The 18431-nt window shown below is 44.3% G+C and carries 14 protein-coding genes and 1 pseudogene; 14 read left to right on the top strand and 1 reads right to left on the bottom strand.

Features of this window, described 5'->3' with window-relative positions:
* The 14 genes and pseudogenes from ACOI06_RS13895 to ACOI06_RS13960 form a co-directional block, all read left to right on the top strand.
* A partial coding sequence (locus ACOI06_RS13895; RefSeq protein ID WP_420663199.1) for a hypothetical protein occupies positions 1-1590 on the top strand: 1590 nt, incomplete at its 5' end.
* Positions 1587-2990, top strand: coding sequence for a hypothetical protein (locus tag ACOI06_RS13900; protein ID WP_420663200.1), 1404 nt, complete (start codon positions 1587-1589; stop codon positions 2988-2990). The genes ACOI06_RS13895 and ACOI06_RS13900, both read left to right, overlap by 4 nt.
* A gap of 19 nt (positions 2991-3009) precedes the next feature.
* Entirely contained in the window at positions 3010-4182 is a 1173-nt protein-coding gene (locus tag ACOI06_RS13905; protein WP_420663201.1) for a nucleotide sugar dehydrogenase, read from the top strand.
* A gap of 146 nt (positions 4183-4328) precedes the next feature.
* The gene (locus ACOI06_RS13910) at positions 4329-5291 is read left to right on the top strand and encodes a hypothetical protein (RefSeq protein ID WP_420663202.1); all 963 of its coding nucleotides are present in this window, start codon (positions 4329-4331) and stop codon (positions 5289-5291) included.
* Entirely contained in the window at positions 5288-5872 is a 585-nt protein-coding gene (locus tag ACOI06_RS13915) for a hypothetical protein (protein ID WP_420663203.1), read from the top strand. Before ACOI06_RS13910 ends, ACOI06_RS13915 begins: the two co-directional genes overlap by 4 nt.
* Positions 5842-7047 carry a polysaccharide deacetylase gene (locus ACOI06_RS13920; protein WP_420663204.1) on the top strand — a complete coding sequence of 402 codons (1206 nt, stop codon included), beginning with the start codon at positions 5842-5844 and terminating at the stop codon, positions 7045-7047. The genes ACOI06_RS13915 and ACOI06_RS13920 overlap by 31 nt, the downstream gene beginning before the upstream one ends.
* A gap of 53 nt (positions 7048-7100) precedes the next feature.
* Positions 7101-8411, top strand: a complete 1311-nt coding sequence (locus ACOI06_RS13925; protein ID WP_420663205.1) for a glycosyltransferase family 4 protein — start codon at positions 7101-7103, stop codon at positions 8409-8411.
* Positions 8405-9490 (top strand): CgeB family protein, encoded by a 1086-nt coding sequence (locus ACOI06_RS13930; RefSeq protein ID WP_420663206.1) that lies wholly within the window; start codon positions 8405-8407, stop codon positions 9488-9490. The genes ACOI06_RS13925 and ACOI06_RS13930 overlap by 7 nt, the downstream gene beginning before the upstream one ends.
* A 7-nt stretch (positions 9491-9497) precedes the next feature.
* Positions 9498-10997, top strand: a complete 1500-nt coding sequence (locus ACOI06_RS13935) for a glycosyltransferase (protein WP_420663207.1) — start codon at positions 9498-9500, stop codon at positions 10995-10997.
* 4 nt (positions 10998-11001) lie between these two features.
* Complete coding sequence (locus ACOI06_RS13940; protein WP_420663212.1) at positions 11002-11763, top strand: SDR family NAD(P)-dependent oxidoreductase; 762 nt, start codon at positions 11002-11004, stop codon at positions 11761-11763.
* Positions 11753-13357: an LTA synthase family protein gene (locus tag ACOI06_RS13945; protein WP_420663208.1), complete on the top strand. Its 1605-nt coding sequence runs from the start codon at positions 11753-11755 to the stop codon at positions 13355-13357. The genes ACOI06_RS13940 and ACOI06_RS13945 overlap by 11 nt, the downstream gene beginning before the upstream one ends.
* A 28-nt stretch (positions 13358-13385) precedes the next feature.
* Positions 13386-14537, top strand: a complete 1152-nt coding sequence (gene wecB, locus ACOI06_RS13950) for a non-hydrolyzing UDP-N-acetylglucosamine 2-epimerase (protein ID WP_420663209.1) — start codon at positions 13386-13388, stop codon at positions 14535-14537.
* Positions 14527-15795: a UDP-N-acetyl-D-mannosamine dehydrogenase gene (gene wecC, locus ACOI06_RS13955; RefSeq protein ID WP_420663210.1), complete on the top strand. Its 1269-nt coding sequence runs from the start codon at positions 14527-14529 to the stop codon at positions 15793-15795. The genes wecB and wecC overlap by 11 nt, the downstream gene beginning before the upstream one ends.
* Before the next feature lie 110 nt (positions 15796-15905).
* Positions 15906-16862, top strand: a pseudogene (locus ACOI06_RS13960) (IS5 family transposase); the annotation flags it as partial.
* Between the two features lie 56 nt (positions 16863-16918).
* Here ACOI06_RS13960 and ACOI06_RS13965 read toward each other — a convergent pair.
* Positions 16919-18358: a glycosyltransferase family 2 protein gene (locus ACOI06_RS13965; protein ID WP_420663211.1), complete on the bottom strand. Its 1440-nt coding sequence runs from the start codon at positions 18356-18358 to the stop codon at positions 16919-16921.
* Positions 18359-18431 lie beyond the last annotated feature (73 nt).

Raw genomic sequence — 18431 nt, forward strand, 5'->3', positions numbered from 1 at the left:
CTGGATCAAGAAGTTAAACAGCGTGAACAGTTTAACCAGGTCAAACAAAGTCTGGAAGAACGCGCGGATATGTTGCAACGAGAAAAAGCATCTCTAGAAGCATTAGCCAACGAGAAACAACTGTTGTTGGATCAAGAGGCCCAAATGATGGATGCGCTGATCAGTAGTGGTGCGCTAGAAGCGGATCAACGTTTAAATGAACAAAATGAATTGTTGCAACTTGATGTTGAACAATTAAATCTTCGTATTGAAACCTTAACTCAGCAACATCAGATGAGTCTTGATGGCCTTAAGATGCGTTTGAACTTGAGAGAACAGCAATATCAGTCTGAAATCGAATCTTACGTAACTCAGCTTGATGAGCACAAAGTACAAATAGTCATGCAAACGCAATCGATCCAACAAGCTCAGCAAGAGATTGAGGAATTGCGACAAAAACTAGAGCTTAAACGTAATGCTGAAGAAGAGCGGACTCATTTACAAAAAATACTGACTTATCAGGAGCGTGCAGCCGAACTTGAACGTATGGAGAATAAATTAGCCTTACGTCAGGCGCAACAGCAACTTCAGCAACAAGAGTCCGTGGTCGTGACACTTGAGGGTCAAGTGAAAGATTATGAGAAAGCACTGGATGCATATAAAGAAGCCCAAAGAAGTTGGCATGAAGAGCGTAATCAATATGTGGCCCGAAATGAGAAAGTCGAAATAGAAAAAAATCAGTTGTTGCAGGCGCTTCAAAGTTTAGAAAAAGAAACCAAAGACAAGCTTGCTCAACTTGAAACTGCGAGCAAAGACCTGAGCCAGGAGAAAGCTCGTTTACAAGCGGCAAACAAACAACTCGAAGCAGATAAAGCAGTTTTGGGTGAAAAGGTTAAACAGGTTCAGCGTGAACATGGTCTTAAAGTGAGTGAAATTCAAAAAGCGTTAGAAGAACAACATTCAGCGACCGAGCTATTGTCAGTGCGCATTAATGACTATGAAAATGCACTGAAAGAGCATGAAACCTTTAAAACCCAGTGGGAGCAAGCTCGAGATCAGCTGACTGCGCAGGTCGAGCGTGCTCAGCAAGACAAAAGCAAGTTACAGCAGTCACTCCAAACTTTAGAAAAAGAAACTAAAGAAAAAATTTCTCAATACGAAGCTATCAATCAAAAAGCTGCGCTTGAGTGCAAACAACTTCGTGAAGAAAATAAACAACTAATATCTGATAAAACGGATGCGCTCGAAGAGCTTAAGCAGCAACAGGCACGGCAAAAAACACTCCAAAAAGAGCATACGATCGGAGTTGAAACTGTAGAGGCTCAGAAAAAACAGATTCGTGACTTGCAAAATGCACAATCTAAGCATAAAGACGAAACGTCACAGCTCGAGTCTAAATTGCAAAATTCGACTCAGCAGGTGATGCAGTATGAGCGAGAGATTCCTGAGTTAAAACAAGAGCTTGATACCGCTCGACGGAAATTAAGAAGGAATAAAGAAAAAGAAACTTTACTTGTTGATCAATATCATGCCTTGGAATTGGAGCTCAGACAGGTAGAGACACAGCTTGATCTCATTAAAACACTTTGGGAAAATGAGGGGCAGGTATGAACAAGCGAGGACTTTCTCGACGTCAAAATAAACGATTTCGTCGATCTTCGGCAGATAGAGTGGTGTTAGATACTCGGTTGATCGCACGTGATGAACAAAAATTTCATTTGTCATTGGAAACTTTAAAGGCACTTTGGGATAAACGTGATTGGTCGACGTTGTGTCAAATTGCCGTTGCAGATATCGTTGAGCTGGATACCCGAGCAGGGATGGCTACATTATTAAGCGTTGCCCATATGCAGCAAGGTGCACGTGAGCAAGCCAAGGTGTTCATGGATAAAGCACTAGAGTGGGGCGTTCCCAAAGATCGTTTAATGCGTATCTTAATGACAGATACGTCAGGCAGCTTTGGACAGTTTACTTCGCTTATTGAATATAAGAAACCAGAAGCTAAACCCGAAACTACTGATGTAGAAGGTACGTCAAAATCGCAGGCAACTCAGCCTGATATAAAAAAAACAGAAACGATAGAGGCATCGGCCCCAGATTTAAGTGAAGTTCATAAACGTGTTAAATCACTTGAGGTCTCGTTAAAGTATGTTTCTCAACAGGTGGAGGCAGCAGCCGAATCTCGAGATGTGTTACTCGAAGCGATCAAAAAAGAAAGTCAAGAGCTAACAAATACGATCGTCAAAAGAGCGCAAATGCTAGAGAAGTCGTTTACGCAGATGATCGTACGCGGCAGTGAGCAGATTGCTGCGTTTCAAAACATCTCTAATTATCTTAGAACGGGCTATTTGAGTCCCATAGGGTTAGAAAGTGTAGGTTGGCCGGCAAGCAGTGATTTTCAGTTTTATTTGGCTGATCTATTAGTACGCGAAGGTCCCTATGACTTAATTGTTGAATTTGGGTCAGGAGTCACAACAGTGGTCACCGCGGCTGTTTTGGCTAATCAATTGTCAGAGTCGAAAGGAGAAAAGGGTGGGAAAAGTAGTGCACGCGCTCCGCTCTTCATCTCATTTGATCATTTGGAAAAATATCGAAACAAGACGATCTCTGAACTACAACGTGTCGGATTGAATGATTTGGTCGAGGTGTGTCTTGCTCCTTTAATTCCTTATCAGGATGCACAAGGGAAAGAATACAAGCATTACGATTGCCATGAAACGTTGCTTCGAATTCGACAAAATTTGAAAAAACCGGATGTTGAACTAAAAATTTTGATGGTGGTGGATGGTCCTCCCGGTGCGACTTGCGACCATGCGCGTTATCCTGCTTTACCTGTAGTGATGAGTGTGTTTCCTCAAGCAAAAATGAGTGTCCTCTTAGATGATACGGTTCGTCAGCAAGAAAAGGACGTGGCAGATATGTGGCAGAAAGATTTAGTGGCTGCACAACGATTCTTTACGACAGAGACGGTCTCTCTGGAAAAAGGGCTGACTCATATTCGAGTTGCGTGATTGCATGGGTTTATTAACAATGAAAAAAATCGCTGTTGCCGGAACAGGTTATGTGGGTCTTTCAAATGCTGTGCTGCTGGCACAAAACCATGATGTAATCGCTTTGGATATCGAGCCCTCAAAAGTTCAACAATTGAATGACGGAGTGTCGCCGATTGAGGATGCGGATATTCAAAGTTATTTAAGCCGAGGTGGGCTTAATCTAAGAGCGACGCTGAATCCTGAAGAGGCTTTCAGTCAGGCAGATTTCGTTGTGGTCGCGACACCCACGGATTATGATCCGATTACGCAGTTTTTTAATACGAAATCCGTGGAAAGTGTCATTGACCAGGTGATTCGTTTTAATCCAAATGCGGTGATTGTTATCAAATCGACTGTTCCAGTTGGATTTACGAAAAAGCTTCGTGAGTCTACTGGACATGACAATATTCTGTTTTCACCAGAGTTTCTGCGTGAAGGCAAGGCCCTTTATGACAATCTCTACCCTAGTCGTATTATTGTGGGTGAGCGTTCCGAGCGAGCAAAAGAGTTTGCAGAATTGCTTGTAGAAGGTTCAAAGGATAAAGATGTGGCTGTGTTGTTGACAGACAGCACGGAAGCAGAAGCCATTAAACTTTTTGCTAACACCTATCTGGCTTTGCGTGTGTCTTATTTTAATGAGCTGGATTCTTACGCTCAGCATCACGGATTGGATACAAGAGAAATTATTGAAGGTGTCTGTTTAGATCCTCGCATCGGAACGCACTACAACAATCCATCTTTTGGTTATGGTGGGTACTGCTTACCTAAAGATACAAAACAGTTATTAGCCAATTACAGTGATGTTCCGCAAAATTTGATTCAAGCTATCGTGGATTCGAACCGTACTCGGAAAGATTTTATGGCGGATCATGTTCTTAGCTTGAATCCGAGAGTTGTGGGTGTTTACCGTTTAATCATGAAAGCGGGTTCAGATAACTTTCGAGCGTCCAGTATTCAAGGTGTGATGAAACGAATTCGGGCTAAAGGTGTTGAGTTGATTGTGTATGAACCCGTCTTAAAAGAAGAGACTTTTTATGGTTCTGAGGTCGTGCAAGATCTTGAAGATTTTAAGTCACGTTCTGATGTGATTCTGACGAATCGGATGTCAGACGATCTAAATGATGTGATTGAAAAAGTGTACACCCGAGATTTGTTTGGTGGCGACGCCTAAAGACCATGCGGTGTGACAGACTAAAACCCACGATTCTGTTTTTTAATATTAATGGCTCTGGTATGGGGCATCTTAACCGGTGTTTGTCGTACGCCAAGCATTTGAAAAACGAGGCGCATTGCGTATTTTTTTCGTTAGCATGCGCGATGGAAATGATCCATGAACAAGGGTTTGAGGGTGATTATTTTGTGTCACCTTTCTGGTCAAGTAGCTCGACCTATGCATGGAACAGCGAATTGGCTGTGAGGCTAAACCTTATGCTGGAAGCCATCGCACCTGACGTGATTGTGTTTGATGGTACATGGCCTTTTCAAGGGTTGCGTGCTGTGTGCATGCAACGGAGAAATATTGGACTGATTTGGTCAAATCGAGGTCGATTAAAAGAAGGTGTCAAACGTCCACCTGTTGAAGATTCATTTTTCGATTTGATTCTTGAGCCCGGTGAGATTGGCACGAGTATTGAAGACGCTGTGGTTGGAAATACACGTAAGATGCGTGTCCCACCGGTTTGTCTTTTGGAATCGAGCGAGTTTCTGGGCCGTGAGCAGGCGCGGGAAGCGTTAAGCTTACCGCAGCATGAACGTTGGGTTCTGTTTGTATTAGGCCCAGGTAATCTTAAAGATGTGAGCGGTATCGGACAGGGATTAATAGAAGACTTTCAGAAACGAGGGTTTCAAGTCGCTTGGGCTCAACCACCAATATCGGTGCAAGACGTCGAATTGCCAGAAGGAGTACGGCCATTGTCGTTGTATCCTTTAGCGCAATATTTGAATGCGTTTGACTATTTTGTGAGTGCAGCTGGCTATAACGCATGTTGCGAGGCGTTGCAAGCAGGTATCCCCACGTTATTTGTTCCGAATAACTTGTTGTCAGACGATCAACAGGGGCGTGCACAATTCATGACAACCGTGATGCCAGCTGTTGTGGACGATTGTGAAACACCGCAAGCGCGTCATAATGCTGTGGATGCTTTGTTGCGGCTAAGTGAAAGCTGTGATTTAGGAATCGGTGTTGCTGAATCTGTCAGGATGGATGGTGCATCTCTTGGTGCAAAGGCCATTTTGGAAGCCGCTCAAAAACGCATGCAGATGCGAGTTACTCACGCATGAATACATTGTCTGCAGTCGAGCTTGAAACAAAGCCGCTGCGTGAACAGTTTAAACGTTGGCAGAATGCGCCCGATGCACATTTGCTATGGCGTAGTGATTTGATCGTGCTTAAGCAGCCACCAGGAATAAGAAATCGATTTCGACGTCGCTTATCACATTGGTTTATGAAGCTAGGCATCCATCACAAAGACTGGGGTCGATACGATTGGTCGGCTACATTAAAGCATCAGAGCCTTGAACATGGTGAAACGGACAATCCATTGATGACTGTGTTAGTCTGGGCAGTAGGTCATTCACGTTCAGATGTGCGCCAAGGGTGTGAAAGGTTAAATCAATATTTTCGATCTCAGAAGATTGTCGTGGTACCTGTGTTGGTGACTGACGTGCCAGATTTTGCTTGGTATTCAAGATTGAGTTGGTTGATAGAGTATCTGCCGAAATTAACGACAATAGATGAGTCCTATACTGATCGCAAGTCAGCTCATTTAGCTTGGCTTTATCACGATGCCTCAATCATTCCGTTAAGTGCCGCTTTCCTTAATGAGGAAGATTGGCAGAAGTTTTTTTATTCCAACATTTAATGTTCAAGAAAAGAGATCGATACTTAATGCTGACGGTCGATACCGAGGCACTGTCACATCGAGCAACAGATGATCATGTTCGACGTTTGATGTTAGGAGAGCAAGAAGCGGGTACAGCGGGTGTTCGTGAAATGGTTGCGATTGGTGATGAATTTAATGCCAAACACATTTTTTTTGTGGACATGTGTGGTGCTTACGATCGTTTGACCGAAATTCAAGGGGTTATTCGATACCTAGATCAAGCTGGGCACGATGTACAGCTTCATACACATCCTGAAAAGCTTCCAGCCTCATACTGGGAAACGAGGGGGTTTGCGCCACGCCCCCGCCTGATGAATGAATACACAACAGACGCCCGAGCACAGCTGATCATTCGAGAATTTGCTGGATTGTTGAGTGAGCAAACAGGAAAACCCGTTCTTGGGCATCGTGCAGGCTCATTTCGTTGGAATGCAAGTACATTGCGCGCCTTGTTTGACGCGGGTATACCTGTGTCGTTTAATAACTCCAGTGTAGCTGTAAAAGCAGGCCAAGCCGTTTATGCGAAACGAACCAATTGGCCTTTTGAATGGTCCAACGGAATCATTGAAGTGCCCATGACCGAGCGAGCTGTTTTTAATCGGGTTCGTAAAGATCACTGGCATGCGCGTTTAACGTATCCTGAGTCGCATTACTTTCATTTTCGTCCTTGGTGGGGACCTCTGCTTTTGAATACGTTAAGCGATGATCTGGATTTTGCGGTGTTTCTGCTGCATTCGTGGTCGTTTCTTGATCGAGATGAAAATGGCATCTTTTATTACAAAGATGACCGAAAAGTCGAAAATTATCGAAAGATGCTACGACGTTTAACGAAAGATTACGATGTCATTACGACAGCTGAGTTTTTGGAGTTGCAAGCACTCGGGAAAATACCACTTGGAGGTGTTGAGGATGTTAGAAGTGCTGAGTTGATAGTGCCGGCCATCAAGCCAAAAAAGATCAAACCTAAAACGAAGAAAATCGACAAGACAAAGACAGAACCAAAACCTGCGTCAAAAAAAGTAGACACTAAGAAAGCAGAGGTAAAGGCGTCAGAGGTTAAAAAACCTGAAACTGATAAAAAAGAAGTAACGAAAGTAGAGGATAAAGAAACCTCTAAAAAGAGCATTGAAAACGCATCTGAATCCAGTCATTAGGCATAGTAACGGTTACTAGGGTTCTTATGATACGTGCGTTAACAGAGCGTTGGATGGGGCTGAGTCGTCGTTATACGGTCCGTCGTCTGAATCGGATGTTGCGTCGGTTGACGACTCCGAGCTGTAGCAAGCGTATTGATCGGTCGCAAGGGCTTACATCTGGACGATTGTTATATGTGGCAGCAAGCGCACTTCCGTATCACATTAGTGGCTACACAACCCGAACACAAGCAATTCTATGCGCGCTTCAAGCGATTGACCCTCAAGTTGTGGCACTGACCCGTGCGGGCTACCCACAAGATCGTGGTGATCGACTTGTGAGTGATGGTCAAAGTATGACCGTGGTGGACTCGGTGCAATATCATCACTTACGAACGCCAAAAAATCGTTGGCCAGTTGCTTTTTACGCACCAATCGCTGCTCGTAAGATACGGGATTTTGCAAAGGAACATGGTGTGACTGTGATTCATGCTGCCTCCAATCACGTCAATGCGTTGCCCGCATTGCTTGCAGCTCGTGAACTTGGGTTGCCGTTTCAATATGAAATGCGCGGGCTATGGGAATTGACTCGAGTTTCACGGATGCCTTGGTTTGAAAATTCGCAAGCGTATTTTCAAGGGTTGGAACTGGAAGGGCTAGTGGCTCGATCAGCTGATAAGCTTTTTGTCATCTCAGAGCAGCTCGGTGACTACATGGTACGCAATTATGGTGTCAAACGTGAACGTTTACATCTTTTACCCAATTGTGTTGACCCCGAGAGTTTCAACTTAAACGATGTTTTAAAAGAGCGTGTTGTTCCAAAAACGTTGGGTTATGCTGGCTCGTTAATTGGTTATGAAGGTTTGGATGTTTTGATTGATGCGATTGCATTGTTGGTAAAGCGTGGACAAGAAGTGACGCTTACAATCGCAGGTGATGGCGAAGAACGCGCAAATCTAGAAAATCAAGTCCGCGCTTTGAATCTATCCCAATCGGTTAAGTTTCTGGGGAAAGTGAGTCCAGACAAGGCCAAAGAAGTCGTGCAAACTTGCGATGTGATTTGTATTCCCAGGAAGCCTTACGAGGTTTGTAAAATAGTGACTCCTATCAAGTTGGTTGAGGCTATGGCAATGCAAAAATCTGTCATCGTGCCCGATTTGCCGGTGTTTCGCGATGAGTTGGGTCCTGATCCTGCTTGTTGGATGTTTCGTGCTGGGGATGCGCAAGATCTTGCTCGAGTTATTGACACAGTTCTTGGGGATGATGAGTTACGAGTCTCTATGGCAAAAAAAGCCCGTCAATATGCACTCACACAGAGAGGTTGGGGACAGTATATGGGTGAAGTGCTTGAAATTGCGCAGGCTCAAAGGGAAATGATTTGTTAGGCCCCGCTATTCGTTGGTTGGGCTCACAAGTGTACAGCTACCCAGATATACCTCAAGATCAACCGATGCCAGGACGTTACGGCCAACTTAAGATCGCTCTGGTAACGGATGCGTTTACAGCGAGTTGTTTGTCGCAGGAATGTCGGGTACGTTGTGTCACACCTCAGAATTACCGTGAAGTACTGGACAACTGGAAACCGGATTTGTTATTTGTGGAGTCCGTTTTCCATGGTTCTACAGGTGCGTGGCGTTATGAAGTCTCAATCCAACCCCGTTGGTTACGCTTAAAACAACCGCAAACAATTTTTCAAGTGGTGACTCATGCCAAACTTCGAGGAATTCCTACGATTTTCTGGAATAAGGATGATGGTGCCTATTTTGAACCATTTATCCATGTAGCCAAAGTGTTTGACTATATCTTTACCACGGACAGCAGCTGCATAGAGCGGTATCGTCAACAGGTACCAGCTGAGGTTCCTGTTCATGTCTTGAGCATGCCGTATCAGCCTGCCTTTCACCAATTTACAGGGTTCAACTTCACAAAGCGTGAGGCTTGTTTTACGGGCAGTTATTACCGAAATATCCTGAATGAGCGCGCCAAGTTCTTGAATATGACTTTTGAAGTCTGTAAGGCTGCGAACTTGCCCATGAATATCTACGATCGAAATAGTGATCGTTTGTCGCGTGCAGTCGAGTTTAGGTTTCCAAAGCACAGTCAGCTCCGCGTTTTGCCTAAGGTGTCCCATGAAGGAACAGCGGCTGTATATAAATCGCACGTCGTGAGTCTGAATGTAAACTCTGTCACCAACTCAGACACAATGGTGTCACGCCGGCTGTTAGAAATATTGGCGTGCGGCGGTATTGCTGTGACGAACCCCGGTGATGCAGTACAGAAACATTTCGCACCTTACTGTCATATTGTTTCAACGCCAGAAGAAACAACTGCGTTGTTCTCACGCTTAAGAGAAGGGCCCACATCCAAAGATCTGGAGAAGGCAAGAGCCGGCTCTCTTTATGTGCAAGCGCATCATACCTGGACGCATCGTCTAGACGAGATCGCAGACGTCGTCAGTTTTTGAAATTCGTATGAGCACAGTTTTAAGCGTTTTGGCGCAGGCAATTTTTTACCTGATCATTGCCTTTTTTGTGTTGTACGTGCTTTTGGAATTGCGCGCTTTGCGTAATTCTCGCAAAGCAGAAACAAGACAACGATTGACACCACTGAGTTGTGAGGCGCTGCAAAACCCTGAAAACTTTGACTGGCCGACTGTCAGCATATTGCTACCGGTCTACAACGAAAGTGAAGTAATTGAGCGCTTGATTGATGCGATTTGTCAGCTAACTTATCCGAATGAAAAAGTTGAGATTTTGGTACTTGATGACTCTACCGATGAAACTTCTGATCTTGCAATCGCACGCGTTGCAAGGTATTTCAAAAAGGGTAAAAACATTCGAATTTTGCGTCGCAACAAACGACGTGGATACAAAGCGGGCAACTTGATGCGTGGTATTCAAAATGCTCAAGGCGATTTTTTTGTTATTTTTGATGCAGATTTTGCACCACCTCAGGACTTTTTGTTACGCACAATCCCTCGTTTCGAAAACCCCAAGTTAGGTTATTTGCAAACAGGAATTGGCTATGAAAACCGCGACGTCTCGTTCTTGACGCGTTTCCAGGCGATGGAGATGGGACATCAACAAGTGGTTACCGTTGGTCTGGACGCCAATGGCGATATGGCCTCACTTAGCGGTAGTTCATGTGTTTGGCGTCGGGATTGTGTGGAGTCGCTAGGTGGTTGGAGCGCTTCAACGATTACGGAAGACACTGACCTCGGTTATCGTGCGCAGCTTGGTGATTGGGAATACGTCTACTTGCGTGATGTGATGTCGATGTCAATTTTGCCCGAAAGCACTGAAGCTTTTAGAGTTCAACGTGAGCGATGGGGCAGGGGGTTGTTGCACAGTGCATTCAAACATGTTCATAAAATGTTTCAACAACGCATGCCTTTGATGAGAAGAATGCATGCATTGGCGATGATGTTCTCATCGTTATTGCTGGCCTCAGTCTATGTGCTCTTGCTTTTATGTCTGCCTTTAAGCTATTTAGTGAGTTTTGAAGATTTTAGCGCACCGTTTTGGGTGGCTTTGACGTTTTACGTGTTTGTGGCCATCTGGGGTTTAAGCAATATTTTTGCAGCCAAAAAAGGTGCTTTCATACAAGAGCGTTTCGGACTATGGCGAACCTTATGGAGCACGTATGTCTATGTGTCCTTATTTTTACCAATGGCTTGGTATTACTTTGTGGGTGGAATTAGAGCCTTGATGGGAGTACATGGTCAGTTTTATCGGACCCCAAAGGGGCATGCGGGTCAGACTCATAAGGCACCTCCCATTCATCGTATTTTGTTGATTGGTGATGCGATTTCATTCGTTATTTCTGGTTTGATCGTACTTGTGTCGCTTAAGAGTAATAACTATTTTTTGATTCCTGTAGGTGTGACAGGCATGTTGGGCTTTGGATTGATGCTGCAAGGATGGTGGCGTGAGAGAAGAGAGCGTGCACCACACACAGCAGAATCACACTGAGTTAATTTTGCAGCGAACGATTCTGATTACGGGTGCGACCAGCGCTTTGGGACGCGCGCTCAGCCTGTTTTACGCAAAACAGGGTGTTACGTTGATTTTGCAAGGTCGACAGACTCAGGTGCTGAATGAACTTGAAAAAAATTGCCAAGAACAGGGGGCAAGAGTACACACCCAGGTGCTGGATCTGTGTGATCCCGAAGGTCTTGAAGCGTGGCTGCATACGTTAGATAGTGTGACGATTGATTTGGCGATATTAAACGCGGGGCGTAATGCACATGCAAAAGAAGCCGATGTACTTGAAACTTGGGATGATGTGCAAACACTGCTGCAAGTCAATGTGAATGCGACCTTACGTATTGCCCATCATTTGGCTAATCAAATGCAGCAGTGTGGGCACGGACAGCTGGTATTGATTAGCTCGTTGGCAGCCTATTTTGGATTGCCAGTTACGCCCGCTTACAGCGCTTCTAAGGCAGCACTCAAAGCTTATGGGGAAAGCCTACGTAGTGCATTATCACCTATGGGTGTGAAAGTGAATGTGGTGATGCCCGGCTATATAGACTCTCCGATGGCTCAAGCGATGCCGGGCCCAAAGCCATGGATGTGGACACCAAAGCGGGCTGCACAACGAATTGCACATGGCCTTGAACGAAATAAATCAAGGATTAGTTTTCCATTCCCCTTGAACTGGGGGTGCTGGTGGTTAGCTGTTTTGCCAGCTTCGTGGTCAGCACGAATCGTACGTTGGGCAGGTTATGGCCAGTAGCTTTGTGTGGGCTGACCCTGACTTTTGGCGTGTCTGGTTGGCTGCGTTTACAGGTTGGGTGGTTTGTACGATCTTTGAACAGACTGTACTGCAGCCAAGACCTATTTGGTTTCGTGCGTTGGGAAGCTGGTTGCTGCAGATAGGTCTTTGGTGTGTGCTGAGTTCTGTTCTAGTCGTGATTATTGGGCGTCCGTGGTTTGCCATATCTGTAGGAATTGCTTTTTATATTGTGTTAGTTTTGGTGAGCAATGCAAAGTGTCGGGCATTGCGGGAACCATTTCTATTTCAAGATTATGATTATTTTTTGGATGCGATTCGACATCCACGACTATATATCCCGTTTTTAGGATGGGCAAAGTTTTTCGCAGCAACTGTGGGTGTGATTGCTGCTGTGGGTGCCGGTTTATGGTTGGAGCAAGTTGCTGCGCATCGATGGGATTTTGCGGGTCAACTTGGTGGTGTTTTGACTTTAATGGCAGTCGGATTGGTTCTGCTGTTACTTGGTGAACGCCTATCACCAGAGGCCACCTTTAAGCCAAATGATGATGTGAGAGACCTTGGTTTGCTCGGAAGCTTCTGGCGATATGCAGTCGCATTGCGTCAACCGATCAATGTGGTATCACCCTATCAAAGCTTGCCAGTTTCACATGCCTTGCAAAACTCTCATGTGGATGATTTACCAAATCTGATCGCTGTGCAAAGTGAGTCTTTTTTCGATCCAAGACCTTTGTTTTCTGGCATTAACCAGGAAGTCATGGCAGAGTTTGATCGCATCCGTGCAGAAAGTCGTATGCAAGGTTCTTTAATTGTACCTGCTTGGGGTGCGAACACTATTCGAACAGAATTTGCATTCTTGTCGGGGCTGAGTGCTCAGATCTTGGGTGTGCAGCAGTTCAGTCCATTTCGACCCGTTGCTCGCGGATGGGCGCCCATGTCGATGGCATCGTGGTTAAGTCGACTCGGCTATCGAACGATTTGTATTCATCCCTATCCAGCCAGCTTTTATCAACGAAATTTGGTCTATCCACGACTCGGGTTTGATATGTTTCTGGATATTGACTCGTTTCAAGGCGTTTCAAAAGAAGGACCAGGTCCTTATGTGCCGGATGCCGCCGTCACAGAGAAAGTTGAACAAGTGTTGAGGAGTAACCGGGGTCCTATATTTATATTTGCCATCACCATGGAGAACCACGGCCCTTTACACCTAGAGCAAACATCAACCGAAGATCGAGAAAAGCTTTACCGAGAACCACCACCTATGGAATGTGAGGACTTAACTGTGTACTTAAGGCACTTGGCGAATGCAAATCGTATGTTAGGTGATGTTCGGTCGCTACTTGATGCAAGTGCAAGGCGCGGTAGTCTATGTTGGTACGGGGATCACGTGCCAATTATGCCCAAGGTTTATCAAAACTTAGGTTACCCCGATGGATCTGTTCCTTTTTTATGTTGGGATACAGATCAGTTAAGTCAACTTATAAACACGAATGAAGAATCTATATTTAATGACAATATGGCTGTTTCAGATTTGTCGTCTCGTTGGCTACAGGGGGTGGGACTTATGCAGACAAATACAAATGTGAGTGCTGTCTGACAATTGGTACTCTGGTAGTGGATGTCATATGAAAAAGCTCCGCGTTCTTAGTGTCTTTGGTACTCGTCCTGAAGCTATCAAAATGGCACCTGTTATACAGAAGCTGTCACAACACCCTGAGATTGAATCGAAAGTATGCGTGACCGCTCAGCACCGAGCAATGCTAGACCAAGTCTTGGATCTGTTTTCGATCAATCCTGACTTTGATTTGGACGTTATGGTGCTTGGCCAGGATTTGTCACAATTGACAGCTACGATCCTAAATAGATTGCAAACAGTCTTGAGTGAATACCGTCCTGATGTGGTTCTGGTTCATGGTGATACAACAACGAGTATGGCCGCGGCACTCGCCGCCTATTATCAGCGTATTCCGATTGCACATGTCGAAGCTGGTTTACGCACTGGAAATCAGTATTCGCCTTGGCCTGAAGAAGGTAATCGAAAATTGATCAGTGCTTTGAGCACTTTACATTTTGCACCAACAGAAAGTGCGAAGCGAAATCTTCTAAACGAAAATGTCCCTGAAGAGACCATCGATGTCACAGGAAATACTGTTATTGATGCGTTGTTCACAGTTGTTCAACAGTTGGAAGGTAGTGAATCATTACAAAAGCAATGTAGACAAACTTTTGAGTTTTTAGATCTAAGCAGGAAAATGATTCTTGTCACGGGCCATCGACGAGAAAACTTTGGGGAAGGGTTCAGTCGGATTTGCACAGCGCTGGGTGAAATAGCAAAAGAGAATCCTGATGTACAGATCGTGTATCCAGTGCATTTGAACCCCGCTGTGCGTGATCCCGTGATGAGCATGCTGGGCGAAACGGATAATATTTATTTGATTGAACCGTTAGATTACATTCGATTTGTTTATCTGATGACTCGGGCGTACATGATCTTAACGGATTCAGGTGGCATACAAGAAGAGGCTCCTGCGTTAGGTAAACCGGTTTTGGTGATGCGGGAAACAACCGAGCGTCCTGAAGCTGTTGAAGCCGGCACAGTTCGGCTGACAGGAAGTGATGTGGCTACTATCAAAAATCAGGTGATGTTATTACTGATGGATCAAACAAGTTATGAGGTGATGTCTCGCGCGCACAATCCTTATGGTGATGGTCAAGCAAGTTCTCGTATTGTGAAAGGTTTAGTCGATTGGAAGGCTGGGAAAGCAAGTGTCGTTTAAAAAAGTTTCAGTAATTGGTTTGGGCTATATTGGTTTACCAACCGCAGCAGTTTTGGCCTCTAAGGGCACTCAGGTTGTTGGAGTTGATCGAAATCCTGAGGTGGTTTCATGCATTAATCAAGGACAAGCACACATTTTTGAACCCGATTTGGATGTACTTGTTCGTAATGTCGTTGCAAATGGGCGTTTATCAGCGACAACAACACCGCAAGCTGCAGATGCTTTTCTGATTACAGTACCCACGCCTTTAGATCATGAAACGAAGCAAGCTGATTTGAGTTTTGTGAATGCTGCGGCTCTGAGTATTGCGCCTGTGCTTGAGAAAGGCAATTTGGTGATATTGGAGTCAACCTCACCTGTTGGAACAACCGAGCAACTTGTCAGCCAATTATCAGAAGCGCGACCGGATCTAACTTTTCCAAATACTCATGGCGAACAATCAGATATTCGTGTGGCGTACTGTCCAGAACGGGTGTTGCCGGGACGGATACTTGATGAATTGGTGAACAATGATCGAGTGATTGGCGGCATGACTCCCAGGTGTGCTCAAGCTGGTGCAGATCTATATAAAATATTTTTACAGGCAGAATGTTTGTTGACTGACGTGCGCACGGCAGAAATGGTCAAGCTGACAGAAAATAGTTTTAGAGACGTCAATATTGCTTTTGCAAATGAGCTCTCGATCATTTGTGAGGAATTAGGTATTAATGTCTGGGAGTTGATTGCATTGGCGAATCGACACCCAAGGGTCAATATCCTGAAGCCAGGGCCTGGTGTAGGTGGCCATTGTGTGGCTGTAGATCCTTGGTTTATTGTGAGCAAAACGCCTGAGTTGGCACGATTGATTCGAACTGCGCGTGAGGTAAATGATGCAAAACCAGCTTGGGTGGTTGAGCGTGTCTGGAAGGCGGTGGGAGATTACTTACTTGCTAATCCGAATAAAACTGCAAAAGATGTCACAATTGTCTGCTACGGGTTGACGTTCAAGCCTAATATCGATGATTTACGAGAAAGCCCTGCGCTACAAATTGCTCAGACAATTAACGACATGCATCCTGGCCGAACTTTGGTTGTCGAGCCGAATATCCGAGCGGTACCTATAATAAACGAAAAACCATTAACCCTCGTGAGTATGGATGAGGCCAGTATGCTTTCAGATGTGGTGGTATTCCTTGTGGATCATGAAGTGTTTGAAAGTAAGGGGTTTGATGCAGGGTTTGTGGTTGATACGCGTCGTGGAACTTTTGTTGAGTACTGAAGCTTTAAGGAAGCCCTGAATAACTCCGTATGATGATCTATGCGAGGCGTCACGTTACGATCTTGAAGCCGCTCTCTATCAGTGAATGATTACGTCATGAGCCAGTTGAGTTTTTTGATTTTGAGTACAACACGAAACACAAACAGAGTCGCCGGGAGAAGTTTCTTCTGGAGATGGATCAAGTAATTCCATGGAGCCATTTGCTCACATTGACGAAGCCTGTTTACCCTAAAGGTAGAACTGGTCGACCGCCGTACGCACTTGAAGCTATGCTGCGTATCCATTTCATGCAGCAATGGTTTGCACTCAGCGATCCAGCCATGGAAGAGGCACTATACGACAGCTACTGTATGCGCAAATTCGCTGGACTGTCTTTGTCTATGGGCGGCATTCCGGATGAGACGACGATCTTGAATTTTCGTAGACTGCTTGAAACACATGATCTTGCAGAACAGTTTTTTGCAACGATCAACGATTTGCTGACCGAACAAGGTTTGATGCTGCGCCAGGGGACAATCGTGGACGCTACGATCATCAGCGCTCCCAGCTCGACAAAGAACTCCACACGCTCCAGAGATCCAGAGATGCGGTCGACGAAGAAAGGCAATAACTGGCACTTTGGCATGAAGGCACATATCGGTGTTGATTTTGCAACGGGATTTGTTCACACAACGGTTTGCACGTCTGCCAATGAGCATGATGTGACGCAAACACACGCATTGCTGCATGGTGAGGAAGAGTATGTGTTCGGTGATTCAGGTTACATCGGAGCAGAGAAACGCCCTGAACTTGAGGACGTCGATGTCGAGTGGCACATTGCGATGAAGCCCAGCCAACGACAAGCGATCAAGGATGAGGAGGCTCGTGAGCTTACGGGTGCCGTTGAACGAACCAAGGCTTCAATTCGTGCCAAGGTAGAGCATGCCTTTCGTATTCTCAAGTGCCAATTTGGCTTCCGAAAAGTGCGCTACCGGGGCTTGCTCAAGAACACCGCGCAGGTCGTCACGCTACTGGCGCTTGGAAATATCTGGATGGCCCGAGAAGATTTGATGGGAGGCATGGGATAAATCCGCCCAAAATGGGCAAAAAGCCCCAGTTTAGGGCTTGTAAAGGTCAGACTTACTCAAAATCCGTCATTTTTGACTATAAAAGCAAGCAATATTGAGCCCATTTGATCGAAATCTGTTTTCTGTTTCAAAAACACGAGTAGTTCAGAGGTTCCAGTTTTTGTGTACCCTTGATTAACCTCATGCTCTACAAGTATAAAATCTGATCTTTCTTTGCAAAAATCTCGAAGATAAACACTAGTTTCTAAATCAGAAGCATCGTTAATAATATAATTCTTACCTTGAAAACCTTCTCTATTATCGCACAATGACATCAAACATTTTTTAACGTCATCCAATGCATTATAAACTGGTATAACAATATCAACTGAATACAATTGATTGTTTAATAAAAAAGGAATTATTTTGTTTTTTCTTGAATGATTTTCAATATACTCCCTCATGCTATTCGACTCTATTCTGTCATCATCACTCCGCATAGATAATTTCTGCAACTCAGTAATAATTTCATCACGCACTTGATCAAGAATTCGAGTGTCTTTTACTTTCTCAACAAGATCTAAATATCTAACTTCTGTATATTTTTTCTTTAGCGTTTCAGTACCATTTTTTGAATATAATTTTCGTCTTTCGTGGCCAAAGCTTTTTGACTTTGCATGATACACATATGTATCATCAGCTATTGCCAGATCAAAGCCAGCATCAAGCGCACGAATACAGTAATCATTTTCTTCGCCATATCCAGTTGGAAAACTCTCTTCGTCCAGAAACCCGATCGCATCAACAACTTTACGAGCAATCATTAGACAGAATCCATTCACAAACGGTAATCTTGGATATCTTCGTCTTGACACTTTACTGACCAATTCAGCCATATCGTCTGCAGAAACGTCTAACGGCAGTGAGTTAACGGCAAACTGATTATTTTCATCCAACAGTACTGGGACATTTTGCCAGCTTGCTGCATTAGATAAAGGACCAACAATACCAATCTTTGAGCTAGATTTCATACAGCGAACTAGCCCGTCTAACCAACCCTTAGTAACTACCGTATCGCTGTTGAGTGTAACAATGTATTCCGCCTTTGATCTACGCAAGCCTTCGTTAACTGTTCTTGTATACATCATGTTTTTTTGATTCTCAATTAAAACACACCATTCTCTAGCGACACAGTACTGATTTAGAAAACTGGAAGTTTCTTGATCTGAGGCATCATTAACTATGATTACAGTAACATTATATGCAGCTCTATTTTTCTCTACAGATTCAAGACATTTCTTTACATCTTCTAATGCATTAAAAACAGGAATAATAATATCTATCGAGACCGTGCTATTTATATAACTATTTTTCTTATAATATTCAATCAACTTTAAATTAAATTCAACAATACTTTTTATAGTGTTATTTTCTAAAACCATCTTGCCATATAAACTAGCAGCTTTATCGTACTCTTTGTTACGAAAAGCTAAGTTTGCCTCTTTAAGAACACTCATAAAATCACCTATAGGAACCTCTGAACTACTCGTGTTTTTGACGCAGAAAACAGATTTCGATCAAATGGGAATC

It is taken from the genome of Orrella sp. 11846 (genome assembly GCF_048820935.1).
In the GTDB taxonomy this organism is placed as follows: domain Bacteria; phylum Pseudomonadota; class Gammaproteobacteria; order Burkholderiales; family Burkholderiaceae_B; genus Algicoccus.